Annotated in this window: 12 protein-coding genes; 6 read left to right on the top strand and 6 right to left on the bottom strand. The window is 67.4% G+C overall.

All coding sequences use genetic code 11. The features are described 5' to 3' along the window. Nucleotides 1–181: 181 nt before the first annotated feature. The 3 genes from ISP14_RS07695 to mnmG all read right to left on the bottom strand — a co-directional run bounded on the left by ISP14_RS07695 (nucleotide 182) and on the right by mnmG (nucleotide 4,022). The gene (locus ISP14_RS07695; protein WP_404537791.1) at nucleotides 182–1,036 is read right to left on the bottom strand and encodes a winged helix-turn-helix domain-containing protein; all 855 of its coding nucleotides are present in this window, start codon (nucleotides 1,034–1,036) and stop codon (nucleotides 182–184) included. 256 nt (nucleotides 1,037–1,292) lie between these two features. Further along, nucleotides 1,293–2,066, bottom strand: coding sequence for an RDD family protein (locus ISP14_RS07690; protein ID WP_404537790.1), 774 nt, complete (start codon nucleotides 2,064–2,066; stop codon nucleotides 1,293–1,295). Nucleotides 2,067–2,147: 81 nt separating this feature from the next. Beyond that, on the bottom strand, nucleotides 2,148–4,022 hold the full coding sequence (gene mnmG / locus ISP14_RS07685) for a tRNA uridine-5-carboxymethylaminomethyl(34) synthesis enzyme MnmG (RefSeq protein ID WP_404537838.1): 1,875 nt from the start codon (nucleotides 4,020–4,022) through the stop codon (nucleotides 2,148–2,150). A 568-nt stretch (nucleotides 4,023–4,590) separates the two neighbouring features. Between mnmG and ISP14_RS07680 the strand changes: the two genes are divergently transcribed. After that, nucleotides 4,591–4,770 (top strand): hypothetical protein, encoded by a 180-nt coding sequence (locus ISP14_RS07680; protein WP_404537788.1) that lies wholly within the window; start codon nucleotides 4,591–4,593, stop codon nucleotides 4,768–4,770. A 98-nt stretch (nucleotides 4,771–4,868) separates the two neighbouring features. Here ISP14_RS07680 and pepN read toward each other — a convergent pair whose 3' ends face one another. Next, complete coding sequence (gene pepN, locus ISP14_RS07675) at nucleotides 4,869–7,520, bottom strand: aminopeptidase N (protein ID WP_404537786.1); 2,652 nt, start codon at nucleotides 7,518–7,520, stop codon at nucleotides 4,869–4,871. A gap of 76 nt (nucleotides 7,521–7,596) precedes the next feature. Here pepN and ISP14_RS07670 point away from each other — a divergent pair, with 76 nt between their 5' ends. Both ISP14_RS07670 and ISP14_RS07665 read left to right on the top strand, forming a co-directional pair. Then, the gene (locus ISP14_RS07670; RefSeq protein WP_404537784.1) at nucleotides 7,597–8,595 is read left to right on the top strand and encodes an aldose 1-epimerase; all 999 of its coding nucleotides are present in this window, start codon (nucleotides 7,597–7,599) and stop codon (nucleotides 8,593–8,595) included. After that, complete coding sequence (locus ISP14_RS07665; protein WP_404537782.1) at nucleotides 8,592–9,539, top strand: pyridoxal-phosphate dependent enzyme; 948 nt, start codon at nucleotides 8,592–8,594, stop codon at nucleotides 9,537–9,539. The genes ISP14_RS07670 and ISP14_RS07665 overlap by 4 nt, the downstream gene beginning before the upstream one ends. Before the next feature lie 181 nt (nucleotides 9,540–9,720). On the opposite strand, the gene ISP14_RS07660 is transcribed toward ISP14_RS07665, so the two are convergent. Continuing rightward, nucleotides 9,721–10,845 carry a sterol desaturase family protein gene (locus ISP14_RS07660; protein ID WP_404537836.1) on the bottom strand — a complete coding sequence of 375 codons (1,125 nt, stop codon included), beginning with the start codon at nucleotides 10,843–10,845 and terminating at the stop codon, nucleotides 9,721–9,723. 95 nt (nucleotides 10,846–10,940) lie between these two features. Further along, on the bottom strand, nucleotides 10,941–11,822 hold the full coding sequence (locus tag ISP14_RS07655) for a DMT family transporter (RefSeq protein ID WP_404537780.1): 882 nt from the start codon (nucleotides 11,820–11,822) through the stop codon (nucleotides 10,941–10,943). 109 nt (nucleotides 11,823–11,931) lie between these two features. Here ISP14_RS07655 and ISP14_RS07650 point away from each other — a divergent pair, with 109 nt between their 5' ends. From ISP14_RS07650 to ISP14_RS07640, 3 genes are all read left to right on the top strand, one after another. Further along, on the top strand, nucleotides 11,932–12,516 hold the full coding sequence (locus ISP14_RS07650) for a DNA-3-methyladenine glycosylase I (protein WP_404537778.1): 585 nt from the start codon (nucleotides 11,932–11,934) through the stop codon (nucleotides 12,514–12,516). Nucleotides 12,517–12,570: 54 nt separating this feature from the next. After that, complete coding sequence (locus ISP14_RS07645) at nucleotides 12,571–13,017, top strand: DUF3617 domain-containing protein (protein ID WP_404537776.1); 447 nt, start codon at nucleotides 12,571–12,573, stop codon at nucleotides 13,015–13,017. 106 nt (nucleotides 13,018–13,123) lie between these two features. Next, nucleotides 13,124–13,624: a Cif family virulence factor gene (locus ISP14_RS07640; protein ID WP_404537774.1), complete on the top strand. Its 501-nt coding sequence runs from the start codon at nucleotides 13,124–13,126 to the stop codon at nucleotides 13,622–13,624. Nucleotides 13,625–13,653 lie beyond the last annotated feature (29 nt).

Here is a 13,653-nt window from a genome sequence, read left to right as displayed (position 1 = left end):
GCGGTGCTGTGCCTGATGGGGTGGTCCGCCGAACGAAGCAGGAATCCGAGTGTGCCATCTTCTTGCGGGATGACGGAGCAGGGGAAGGGGCTGGCGGCGTCATGTCGCCAGCCCGTCGCAGCGTGTCGTCAGTCGGGCGAGCCGGGCCGACTCGCCCACGGCGTCGCGGCTGTGTAGGCAGTCAGCGTGCCGACAAGCGTTCGTGCAGCGCCCGCTCGGCGGCCAGCAGCGCGTCGAGCCGCTTTTGCTGATGATGGAAGTCCGCATCATCGGTCAAGGCGCGCCAGGCCAAATCGCGCCGCAAGGCAAGTTCATCGCGGAAGCCTTCGTCGATCGCCTGGCTCAATGCGGAGAGGGCGGCATGCCGATCGCCTTTCAGCGTGGCCAGTATCGCCTCGTGGTAAGCCAGCACAGGTGTCGCCATGCCGCTTGCGCGAAGTCGCGCATACTCCAGGCCCAGCACCTCGAGGATGGCGCGGCGCTGCGTGTGGCCTGACGGTAAAAGGGCGGCCCAGTTGGCAAGCTGTTTCAGGCACGGCTGCAGGTCGATGCAATTCAGGAACTGGTCGCCGTCGGTGAAGCGCCGACGGTAAGGCGGCTGCGCGACCTCCGCCGGTTTGTCCGTGGCTGGCGCCTGCGTCGGCAAGCACGGCGGCGGTGCATGGGGCGGCAATTCGAAGTCGCCATTTCCCGGTGGGGGAGAGCATTGCAAGTCGCCGATGAAGCGGTAGCCCAGGCTGTGCACGGTGGCGATGTAACGCGGCTGTGCAGGCGAATCGCCCAGCGTGCGACGCAGTCTCGAAACCACCCGGTTCAATACCCCGATGGTGACGTGCGGATGACCCCAGACGCGATCCAGCAACACGTCCTTGCTGACCAATTCGCCGGCGTGGCGCAACAAGGTCAGGAGAAGAGCGTAGGCCTTCGGTTCCACCGGCAGCGGTCGGCCGTCGCGCTCCAGTCGGTGCGCGGCCGGCTCGACCAGAATGTTGTCGAACCGATAGATTCCGGCATTATCAGGATCGGTCCCAGGCATGGCTTCGAACCCAATGCGCAAGACGCTGGGAGTGTACGCAGTCGATGATTAGGCACGCGTGACGGTGCGGCCCGCAGTGGAAGCGCTGGCGTGGACTCGCTGACGGTCATCGAAGCGAGGTGCAGGGTGCGCTGGGAAAACAGCCGTGGGAGTGTGCACATGCAATCCCGGGGCGGCGCGCGAACGGGCATTGCGGAGCAAAGCAGTGCAGCGGCACCGCGATCAATCGGTGCCGCTGCCGTCGGACTTTTCCGGATCAGGCGTTGAACGAACCGCTGCTGGTGGAGGACTTGGCAGCTGCGTCCTTGAATTCGCTGGCGCGGCCGTTCAATACCAGCGTGCTCGCAATCAGGTCGTGCAGACCCTGCTTGCGACGGGTAAAGGCCACCATCACGAAGCCAATGAACAGGGTCAACACGCTCAGATATTTGGCGAAGAAGCGACCGGTGGCACGCAGGAAGCTGATGCGCGCACCTTGCAGGTTGGTGACCCGGATGCCGAGCGCCAGCTTGCCCACGGTGGCCTGCCAGGCCGAGCTTTCGCAGAAGGCGAAGTAAAGCCAGGTCAGTACCGTGGTCAGCACGTTGAAGGACCACGTGGTGCTGTAGAAATGCTCGTAGACCTGCATGATGGGGGTGCCGCTGAGCATTTCCTGCTTCATCGCTTCCTGAGCCGCGGAAATGCCGAAGAACGTGCCTATCACCTTGAAAACGATGGTGAGCAGGATCAGGTCGAGGATGTAAGCGGCCACGCGCTTCCAGAAGCCGGCGTGATCCTCCAGTGCCGCGGCCGTGGTCTGCGGCAGGTTCTGCATCGGCGCGGTGGGTGCGGAGTAGGGGTTGTCCGCGACGGGAGGGGCGGCACTGCGCACCTCGTCGGGAAACAGCGTCGACAGCGGCTGCCAGTCGGCGAGGCCTTCGCGCCAGGCCAGGTCGCTGCCGCTGACCTGGCCGCTGCGCAGCCACTGGCGCACATCTTCTTCCTTGTACGGGCCGTGGCGTTCGCCGTCCCGTCCGATCCAGATTTCCATCGTGCACACTCCTCGCGCTGGTGAATGCCGGCATCATGCCATGGGCGCATGGCTGTGGAGCGCGCCGGATGGCTGGAGCGCTCAGGCGGCGTGGCGCTTGAGGTGTACCAGCAGCAGCGAGATGGCGGCGGGAGTGACGCCGCTGATGCGTGCGGCCTGGCCGATGGTGGCCGGCTGCGTGCGCTTGAGCTTCAGCAGCACTTCGGCGGACAGGCCGCGCACCTTGTCGTAGTCGAAGCTGGAGGGGATCGCGGTCTGCTCGTGGCGGCGCTGGCGTTCGATTTCCTCGCGCTGGCGTTCCAGGTAGCCGGCGTACTTGGTCTGCACTTCGACCTGGGCGGCCACGTCTTCGTGTTCCACGGCAGGGCCGAGTCCGGCGACGCTGCTCAGTTTCGTGTAGTCCAGCTCCGGCCGGCGCAACAGGTCCAGCGCATTCGTTTCGCGGCTGAGCACAATGCCGAGCTGGCGCTCGATCGCCGCGCCCAGTGCGTTGGTTGGCGCAGCCCACAACGCGCCCAGGCGCTGCGTCTCGCGCTCCACCGCCTCGCGCTTGGTGCGCAGCGCGTCGTAGCGTTCCTGCAGCACCACGCCCAGCGCATGGCCTTGCTCGGTGAGGCGCAGGTCGGCATTGTCCTCGCGCAGGTGCAGCCGGTATTCGGCGCGCGAGGTGAACATGCGGTAGGGCTCGATGGTGCCGTTGCTGGTCAGGTCGTCGATCAGCACGCCGACGTAGGCCTCGTCGCGGCGCGGATACCACGGCGCCTTGCCCTGCGCGGACAGCGCGGCGTTGAGGCCGGCGATCAGGCCTTGCGCGCCGGCCTCCTCGTAGCCGGTGGTGCCGTTGATCTGGCCGGCGAAGTAGAGGCCCGGGATCGCCTTGGTCTCCAGCCACGGGTTGAGTCCGCGCGGGTCGAAATAGTCGTATTCGATCGCGTAGCCGGGGCGGGTGATGTGCGCGTGTTCGAAGCCCTTGATCGACTGCACCAGCGCCAGCTGCACGTCGAACGGCAGCGAGGTGGAAATGCCGTTGGGGTAGATTTCGAACGTGCCCAGGCCTTCCGGTTCGATGAAGATCTGGTGCGAGGCCTTGTCGGCGAAGCGCACCACCTTGTCCTCGATGGACGGGCAGTAGCGCGGGCCCACGCCCTCGATCTGGCCGGTGTACAGCGGCGAGCGGTCGAGCGCGCCGCGGATCAGCGCATGGGTGCGTTCGGTGGTATGGGTGATCCAGCAGCTCACCTGGCGCGGATGTTCGTCGCGCGAGCCGAGATAGGAGAACACCGGCGCCGGATCGTCGCCGCGCTGCTCCTCCAGGCCGTTGAAGTCGATGCTGCGCCGGTCGATGCGCGGCGGCGTGCCGGTCTTGAGCCGGTCCGCCGCCAGCGGCAGCTCGCGCAGCTTCCGGGCCAGTGCACTGGCCGGCGGATCGCCGGCGCGGCCACCGGCGTACTGGGCGGGGCCGACATGGATCTTGCCGGCGAGGAAGGTGCCCGCCGTGAGCACAATCGACCCGGCGCGGAAGGAAACGCCCATTTGCGTCACTACGCCGACGGCGCGGCCGCCTTCCAGGATCAGGTCGTCCACCGCCTGCTGGAACAGGTCCAGGTTCGGCTGGCTTTCCACGATGTGACGTATGGCGGCACGGTATAGCGCGCGGTCGGCCTGGCAACGGGTGGCGCGAACCGCAGGCCCCTTGGAGGCATTGAGCGTGCGCCACTGGATGCCGGCCAGGTCGGCCGCGTGCGCCATCGCACCGCCCAGCGCGTCGATCTCCTTGACCAGGTGGCCCTTGCCGATGCCGCCGATCGCCGGATTGCAGCTCATCGCACCCACCGTCTCGATGCTGTGGGTGAGCAGCAGGGTGCGCGCGCCGGTACGCGCGGATGCCAGCGCGGCCTCGGTGCCGGCGTGGCCGCCGCCGATCACGATCACGTCGTAGCGGGTGGGATGGAGCATCGTTTCGAACTGGCTGGAACCGGGATGGCTATGGTACTGCGCCGGCGCGGGCGGGGTGCTTGGCACGCAAACTGCATTATCCGTGTCGCACTTTCATGGGCAGCGGCTGTGCGGGAACGCGCGCCGGGATCGGGAGGACAGGGGCCTGGTCACGTGCCGTGAGAGGAAGCAGGACGGCGCCCTTCGGGGCGCCGTCGTTTTTTGCCCGCAGGTTTTGCCCGCCCAAAACACGAGACCCCGCATAAATGCGGGGTCTCGTCGTTTAGATCTGGCGCCCGGCGGTCTCAGGAACAGGGGGAATCCAGGATGACCGTATTGCCGGGCGCCAGAAACTGTGGAATTTGGGGTGCTTGGCCGTCTATCTGCCAGACCGTGGGTCGATATTCACCGCATGCACGTGAACACGCGGTGACTGAAATGGAAGTTTCTGCCGAGGCATGACAGCTGCTGACACGCCGCGTCAGTTCCGCTACACCGTCCAACCATCCAATGTGATGCAAATCACACTCTGGCACGACCGATGCATTACCTCCGGCGAGAGCGAAAATCGGGAGAGGGTGTCATGGGCATGAGCGTCGATTTCGAAAAGTTCTTTCCGCATCACGACCTGCTGATCGAGATCGGCCGGATCGAAATGGCGATGGAAACCCTGGAGGATCGCGCGGAGAACGAACGTGCGATGCTGAAGCCGCGGCTGGAGTCGCGCATGGTGCGGCTGCGCACGGCGCTGAAGAGCCTGCCTGCATGAGGCGGTGCCGCGGAGACGTGTGACGCGGAGCGTCGCAGGACTTGGGTGTGGCGGCGGCACGAGGCCGCCGCCTTCGTTTCAGGGCGCCGTTCGCGCGCTCAGCTCTTGAGCATGTTGCCGACGATCTCGGCGAGGTTGCGCGACAGCTTGTCGTGGGCGGCCAGGGCGGTGAGCGAGGCATGGGCTGCCTCGCGGCGCCGCGGCTCCAGCCGCTGCCAGCCATTGAACGCGGTGGCCAGCCGGGCGGCGATCTGCGGATTCAGCGCGTCGAGCGCGAGCAGGCGCTCGGCGTAGAGCCGGTAGCCCGCGCCGTCCACGCGGTGGAAACCGGTGGGGTTGCCGCTGGCGAAGGTGCCCAGCAGAGCGCGGGCGCGGTTCGGGTTCTTCAGGGTGAAGGCAGGGTCCGCTTCCAGCGCCTGCACGCGGGCGAGTGCGCCTTCGCCCGGCAACTGCGCCTGCAAGGCGAACCACTTGTCCAACGCCAGCGGATCGTTCGCGTAATGGGCGCGATAGTGCGCCAGCGGCTCGGCGCTGCGTGCAGTGTCGTGGCGCGCCAGCACGGTGAGTGCGCCGAGGCGGTCGGTCATGCTCGGTGCGTGGCGGTACTGCACGGTGGCGTGGCTACAAGCCCTGGCCGGATCGAGCAGCGCCAGCAATTGCAGCACGCGCTGCTTCAGGCGGCGATTGGCCTGGCTGGCAGCGTCGAGCGCCGCCGTGGATTGCGCGGCCAACGCGCGGTAGCGCGCGTCGAGCTTGTCGATGCCGATGCGCACGGCAAGATGTTGCAGCAGCTGCTGGCGCAGCATGTGGATGCGCGTGGGGTCGACCACGGATTCGCGTTCGGCCAGCTCGATTTCGCCGGGCGGGGTGAGCAGGTCGGCAAGCAGGTCGGCGTCGAGTCCTGCATCGTCGAACAAGGCGGCCAGTGCATCGCACCAGGCCGCGACGGCTTGCGGGGGCGTGCCGTCGCGCAACGCGTCGCAGGCGCGCACGGCAAGCTGCTGCCCGGCTTCCCAGCGGTTGAAGCCATCGGGATCGTGGGTCAGCAGCAGCGCGAGTTCGTCCGGCGCGTAGTCGCACTCCAGGATCACGGGCGCGGAGTAGCCGCGCAACAGCGAAGGCACCGGACGCGTGGCCACATCGCGGAACACATAGCGTTGCTCGATGCGGTCGAGCACCACCACGGCCTCGGTACCGCCGGTGGACGTCTGGCCGTCCAGATGCAGCGGCAGCAGACGGCCGTCGGCGCCGAACAGCGCCAGTTTCACCGGGATCGGCAACGCCTGCTTGTGCGGCTGCCCGGCGCCGGGGGGGGTGTGTTGCGACAGCGTGAGCGCGTACTCGCGTCGCGCGGCGTCGTATTCGCCGTGCGCCCTGAGCCGCGGCGTGCCGGCCTGGCCATACCAGGCGAGGTAGGGCGTGAGGTCGATGCCGTTGGCTTCGCCTAGCGCGTCGAGGAAATCCTCGATGGTGGCGGCGCGGCCATCGTTGCGTGCGAAGTACAGGTCGGTGCCGCGGCGGAAGCCCGCCGCGCCCAGCTTGCCGGCCAGCATGCGTACCAGTTCGGCCCCCTTCTCGTACACGGTGGCGGTGTAGAAATTGTTGATCTCGCGGTATTCGGCCGGGCGCACCGGGTGTGCCAGCGGGCCGGCATCCTCGGGGAACTGCGCGCGGCGCAGCAGCGAGACGTCCTCGATGCGCTTCAAGGGCGCGGAGTTCATGTCCGCCGAGAAGCTCTGCTCGCGGAACACGGTGAAGCCTTCCTTGAGGCTCAGCTGGAACCAGTCGCGGCAGGTGACGCGGTTGCCGCTCCAATTGTGGAAGTACTCGTGCGCGATCACCGCTTCCACGCGACGGTACTCGTCGTCGGTGCTGGAATCGGGGTCGGCCAGCAGGCACTTCGCGTTGAAGATGTTGAGGCCTTTGTTCTCCATCGCACCCATGTTGAAGTCGTGGGTGGCGACGACGTGGAACACGTCGAGGTCGTAGTTGCGGCCGTAGGCCTGCTCGTCCCAGCGCATCGAGCGTTCCAGCGCGTCCATCGCGTAGTGGCAGCGGTCGATTGCGTCGGCTTCGGCCCAGATCTTCAGCTGCACGTTGCGGCCGTCGGCGGTGCGGTAGTCGCGCTCGATCTTCTCCAGCCGGCCCGCGACCAGGGCAAACAGATAGCTGGGCTTGGGGTGCGGATCGACGAAGCGCGCCCAGTGGCGGCCACCCTCCAGTTCGCCGGCACCGTCCGGGTTGCCGCCGGCCAGCAGCACCGGGAAGCGTGCGCGGTCGGCGCGCAGGGTCACGGTGTAGGTGGACTGCACGTCGGGGCGGTCCGGGAACCAGGTGATGTGGCGGAAACCCTGCGCCTCGCACTGGGTGAGCAGGAAGCCGCTTTCACGCGGACCGGACAGGTACAGGCCTTCCAGCGCGGTATTGGCGGCGGGATGCACGCGAACCCGCGTTTCCAGCACGCTGCCGTCGCGGGCGCCATCCACTTCCAGGCCGCCTTCGATCAGGCGCCAGGCCGTGGCGGGCAGCGGTTGGCCGTCCAGCGCGATGGACAACAGCTCCAGCTGCTCGCCCTCCAGACGCAGCGGTTCGTCCTGCGCGGGATCGCGGCGCAACAGCAGCTTCGCGGCCACCTCGGTCGCGTCGATGCCCAGCTCGAAATCCAGCTCCACGCGCTCCACCCGCCAGGCCGGCGCCCGGTAGTCGGCGAGGCGGATCGGCAAGGTGGCGGTTTCGGGGCGTGCGTTCATGCGCGGAGAGGTCGGGTGCGAGGGTGGATCAGGCTAACATGCGGGGTCCCTTTCCCGCCTTCAACCGGAGCTTGCGATGACGCGTTTCCATGCCGCCGAGGCCATGCTGGGCACCCAGCCCGTAGTGGAGCTGGAGGATGCCGCAGGCGGTCGCCGCGTGCGCATCGCGCGCGGCGGCGCCGCGCTGCTGAACTTCGAGGCGAACGAGGGCGGCGCGTGGCACGACTATGCCGACGGTTACCGCAGCGATGCCGAGATCGCCGCCCACTCCGGCTCGCGCTTCGCGATCATGGTGCCATTCGCCGGGCGCATCGCCGACGCGCGTTACAGCTTCGACGGCCAGGTGCAGGACCTGCAGCCCGGCGTGGTCGGCGACGCGCGCGCCAGCCGCCACGGTTTCGTGCGTGGCACCAGGTTCGAACTGGCGGCGCTGGCCGCCGACGAACGGCAGGCTCAGGTGACGCTGACCACCACCGCGATCCGCCCGCGGTCCGGCTATCCGCATGCGATCGACCTGGCGGTGACCTACACGCTGGATGCCGCCGGCCTGACCCTGGAGGCGGTGATGCGCAACGTCGGCGACAGCGAGGCGCCGTGCTTCTTCGGCTGGCACCCGTATTTCCGGCTGGCCGACGAAACCGTGGACGGCTGGGAGCTGGCGATTCCTGCCGAGACGCTGGTCCGCACTGGCGCCGACATGATCGCGCTGCCGGGCGAGGCTGCCTACGTGGCGCTGGACGATGCGCCCGCGCTGGACTTCCGCGAGCCGCGCGTGATCGGCGATCGCATCATCGACCAGGGCTACACCGACCTGCAGGCCGATGCCGACGGCCGCATCCGCACGCACCTGCGCGATCCGGCCAGCGGCCGCGCCCTGGTGGTCTGGCAGGAGAGCGGCCTGATGCACGCCTTCACCTCCGATACGATCAGCCGCGACGTGCGCCGCGCAATCGCCCTGGAGCCGATGGAAGCCATGGCGAACGCATTCAATCGACCCGAGTGCGCCGACGCGATCCGACTGCTGCCGGGCGCGGAACGGCGCTATCGCTGCGGCGTAGAGATCGTCACGGCATGAACGCACTGCCCGACATCGACGCCATCCGCGACGCCGCCGCGCGCATCGCGCCACACGCCACGGTGACGCCGGTACTGCGCAGCGCGGCACTGGATGCGCTGGCCGGTGCCGAGCTGCATTTCAAATGCGAGAACCTGCAGCGCGGCGGTGCGTTCAAGTTCCGCGGTGCCTGCAATGCGGTGTGGTCGCTGACGGACGAGGAGGCCGCGCGCGGCGTGGTCACGCATTCCTCCGGCAACCACGGCAATGCGCTGGCGCTGGCTGCCGCCACCCGCGGTATCCAGGCCCACGTGGTGGTGCCGGAGGGCGCGGTACAGGCCAAGCTCGACGCCATCGTACGCGCGGGCGGCACGCTGCACCGTTGCGCGTCCTCCCAGGCCGCGCGCGAGGCAATGTGCGCCGACGTGCAGGCGCGGACCGGTGCGGTGCTGGTGCATCCCTATGCCGACGCGCGGGTGATGGCGGGGCAGGGCACGATCGCGCTGGAACTGCTGCGGCAGGCGCCAGGACTGGATGCGCTGATCACCCCCGTCGGCGGCGGCGGGCTGGCCGCAGGCGTGGCGATAGCAGCGCACGCGCTTGATCCAGCGCTGATGCTGTTCGGCGCCGAACCGGCCGGCGCCGACGACGCGGCACGTTCGTTGGCGGCCGGCCGACGGGTCGTCAGCGTGGCGCCGGACACGGTCTGCGACGGCCTGCGTGCCTTGGTGGGCGAACCCAATTTCGACGCGTTGCGCGAACAGCACGTGGAAGTCGTCACGGTGAGCGACGCGGAAACCGTCGCCGCGATGCGCCTGTTGTGGAGCGAGCTGAAGCAGGTGGTGGAGGTGTCCAGCGCCACCGTGCTGGCGGCCGTGCTGAAGGCGCGCGAACGCTTCGCCGGGCGCCGCGTGGGCGTGGTGCTCACCGGCGGCAATGTCGATCTCGACGCGCTGCCGTGGTGAGTGTCAGAGCCTGTTCAATGTCTCCGCGTAGCTCGCGTTGCCCTCGCATGGCGGCCATGCGAGGGCAGCCCTTCCTCGCTCCTCAAGGCCGAGTCCATCCATGGACTCCCCCCGCGTGCGGACCGGGTCTGTTTGCGTGCATGCCTGCGTCATCGGCCACGCGGAGACATTGAACAGCCTCTTAGGCTGCCGCGGATTCCTCGACAGTGGTATCGCTGGTCGCCGCGCCGGCCGGATGCGCGACGGCGGCACCCGGCTGGTGATGCGCCAGCGCGTGCAGGTCGAGCTTGTCGACCGACACTGGACGCAGGGTGGCCGGATCGAACGCCACTTCGCCCGGCTTCCAGCCGTCCAGGCAGCGCACCGCGGCCAGGAAGCGCTTCGTCGAAGCCCAGTGCAGGCCCAGCAGGCCGTAGTTGTTGTCCGCGTCCACCACAGGGTCGCCCACGCCAGTGGGGCGCGGCGGCTCGCCGTAGAGCGCGGTGCCGAAGATCACGTCCCAGATCGAGAACACCTGGCCGAAGTTGCAGTTGTGCAGCTTCGGTCGTTCGGGATCCACCAGCATGTGATGCAGGCGGTGGAACTTCGGGTCGACGAAGACGCGCTCGAACAGCCGGCCGAAGCCCAGCCGCGTGTTCGTATGCGAGAGGTTCTGCACCAGTTCGCCGAGCAGCATCAGCCAGGCGAACTCGTCCGGATCCACGCCCATTGCCAGGCCCACTACGGCGAGGATCATCGACTGGATGAAGCCGTCGATCAGGCTGCCGCGGTCGTTGGTCCAGCAACTCATCTGACGCGTGCTGTGGTGCATGCTGTGCAGCGCCCACCACCACGGGATCGCGTGCTGGGTGCGGTGCATCCAGTAGTACGTCAGGTCGTACAACACGTAGTACACGCCGAACAGCACGTAGGGGTGGCCGTTGAACCACGGCACCAGGGCCGTCAGCGCCAGCGGCGAGCCGGTGCTGGAGGTGGCCGCGTCGGCACCGCCGAACAGGTGGCTGAACGGCATCAGGATCAGGTAGGTAAACAGCGGGAAGATGCCCATGAGCATCATCACCGTGTAGTTGCGGTCCACCAGGGTGAGCTTGCGGTTGTCCCACTTTTCCGCGGGAAAGAAGGTTTCCAGCGGGCGGAAGATGAAACCGATGATGCCGATCTGCAGTGCTGCGATCAGCAGCGAAGCGGCAATATCGCGCGGATCGCCGGAGAGCTTGCCCAGGTGCAGCAGATCGAGCGCAGGCGCCACGGCATGGCTGCTCAGCCAATCGACGAGATGGGACCAGAGTTGGGGCAGGGAAAGCATCGGCATGACGGTGGCGGACGACAGCCACATGATATCGCCCTTGTCGCGCCACCGCGCTGAACACCGTCGCGCGAACTTGCGGCCTCAGAGCCTGTTCAATGTCGCCGCAGGCGCACGCCGCTCACCGCGCACAGGCCTAGCAGCACGAAGCCGATGCCCAGCCATTCCATCGCACGGGGCTGCTCGCGCAGGATCAGCCAGGCCAGCAGCACGCCGACGATGGGCACGCCCAGGCTGCTCACGCTGGCCAGGGCGGTGGGCAGGCGGCGCAGCACGATCGACCACAGCCACCACGCCAGGCTGGATGCCATCAGCACACTGTAGGCAAGGCCGCCCACGAAGGCACTGCTCCAGTCGATCGCCCGCTGCGGCACCGCGAGCGCCACGACGCCCAAGGCCAGGCCGCCAGCCAGCATTTGCCATGCAGTGAGTCCTAGTGCGGATACGGCGTGCTGTCGGAACAGCCGCTTGCTCAACACCGTGCCCGTAGCCCAGGCCATGCCGCCGGCGACGGCCAGCACGGTACTCGTCGCGTTGCCCAGCCCGCGCCACGGCTCGATGATGCAGACGAGGCCCAGCGCGGCCAGCGCCAGGCCCAGCCAGTGCCGGCGGCTAGGTCGCTCGTGCAGGATCAGCCAGGCCAGCAGCACCGCCCAGAACGGCATGGTGTAGGCCAGCAGCGCCACGTGGCCCGCGCCACCACGCACCAGCGCCCACTGCTCCAATCCCTGGAATGCCGCGGTCTGGCACAGCCCGATCAGAAGGGTAGGCGCGAGCGGCGGCGGCTTCAGCGACTGACGTGCCAGCAGCATCGCCGCGAACAGCACTGTCGCGCCCAGCAGGTAGCGCATCGCCGCGAAGTCGAACGGTCCGGCATAGGCCAGTACCTGCTTCATCACCACCCAGCTGTAGGCCCACAACAGAATCGTGGCGAGCAGCGCCAGCACGGCGCCGCGTTCGGCAGATAGAGAAGGCATAGGCGGCGGACTGGTGGAAAGGCGCGAGTGTAGTGGTTGCTTGCGGGCCGCGGTCGAGCGCGGTTCACTACGCCCCATCGCGCCGAGTGCGCCAAGCCGGGATCACCGCATGCACCGCTGCCACTGGGCCAGTGCCGACGACACGCTGATGTGCGCCTACCACGACACCGAGTGGGGCGTGCCGTTGCACGACGACGACGCCTTGTTCGAATTCCTGTGCCTGGAAGGCGCGCAGGCGGGACTGTCCTGGCGCACCGTGCTGGCCAAGCGCGACAACTACCGCAAGGCCTTCCACGGCTTCGACATCGCCCGCGTGGCGGCGATGAAGGATCGCGAACTGGAGAAGCTGCTGCTCGACCCCGGCATCATCCGCAATCGGCTCAAGGTGACGGCGGCGCGCGACAACGCCATCGCTGCGCAGAAGGTGATCGCGGAGTCCGGCAGCCTGGACGCCTATCTGTGGTCCTTCGTCGACGGCAAGCCGCTGCGCAATCGCTGGAAGGACCGGAGCGAGGTGCCGGCGAGCACGCCGCTCTCCGACCGCATGAGCAAGGAACTGAAGAAGCGCGGCTTCCGTTTCGTGGGCACCACCATCTGCTATTCGCTGATGCAGGCCACCGGCATGATCAACGACCACTTGGTGGGTTGTTTCCGGCATAAGGCGTGCACCACTGCGGCGTCCCGACATTCGTAGCGCAGTGGCCGGGGTCGCCGTTGCTGTCCATACTTCCTCTCAAGGAGAACGTCCATGAAATTGCCGATACTGCTGCCATTCGGCGCTGGCCTAGTCTTGGTTGCAGTCTGCGCGACGTGCTTCGCTCAGAAGATGGATGGCAAGCTGATTGAAGTCAGCCAGACCGTCACAATACAGATGCAGAGCATGGCTGTGCCGCCGCAAACGATGAGCCGAAAGATCTGCACCGCTCCGGACAAGTTCGATCCGCAGGCGCTGCTGCAGGAGGGCAGCGATTGCAGTATCAGCGATTACCGCGAGAACGGCAGCACCATCACTTTCCATGTGGCTTGCACCAGTCCGCATCTGGTTGCCGCCGAGGGAGTGCTCCATCGGCATGCGGATGGAGGCATCGATGGCAGCATGCATGCCGCGATGACTGCTGTCGGCCGTCCGGTGGCAGTGGAGACCACCTACCAAGGCAGGCCGGTCGGCAGTTGCGACTACAAGCCGGCAGGCTAGAAGCCGGCGCTTCATCGCGCCGCAGGCACGGTTCGTCGCAGCGTGCTGGCGCGTCAGTCGCGGCGCCGTGTGCAATGGGTTCGCCCACCCACGCACCGGAGTCCCCATGAAGAAAATCGGATGGTTCGCCTGGCCGTTGCTGGCCGCTGTTGCTTTTGCCGCCCACGCGGCCACCCCGGCGCCGCCGGACGCGCACGCGCAGATCGAGCAGGTGGTCGCGAAGTTCCAGGCGGCGCTGATCGCCAAGGACAAGGCGGGTCTGGAAAACCTGTTCATGCCCGAGGGCGGCGCCTGGTTCGAAGTGCTGGGCGACGACGCCTACCGCCAGCTCAGCGCCAAGCATCCGCAGGTGCCGCGTTTCCACGGCGACAACTATCGACGCTTCATCGACTTCGTCGTCGGCAGCAAGAGCCGCGTGGAAGAGAAGTTCTCCAACGTACGCATCGAGACCGACGGCGCGATCGCCTCGGTGTATTTCGACTTCCTGTTCCTTGCCGACGGCAAACTCAACAACCGCGGCCATGAAGCCTGGCAGCTGGTAAACACCGGTGCAGGCTGGAAGATCAGCGGGATGGCGTATTCCAGCGAGCCGACGAACCTGCGCTAGAGTGAGGCGGCGGCGGGTGCCCCGGCCTG

This window comes from Dyella agri (genome assembly GCF_044904705.1).
Lineage (GTDB): Bacteria > Pseudomonadota > Gammaproteobacteria > Xanthomonadales > Rhodanobacteraceae > Rhodanobacter_A > Rhodanobacter_A agri.
The sequence above is the reverse complement of the archived record's forward strand: the minus strand, read 5'-3'. Positions and strand labels throughout refer to the sequence as shown.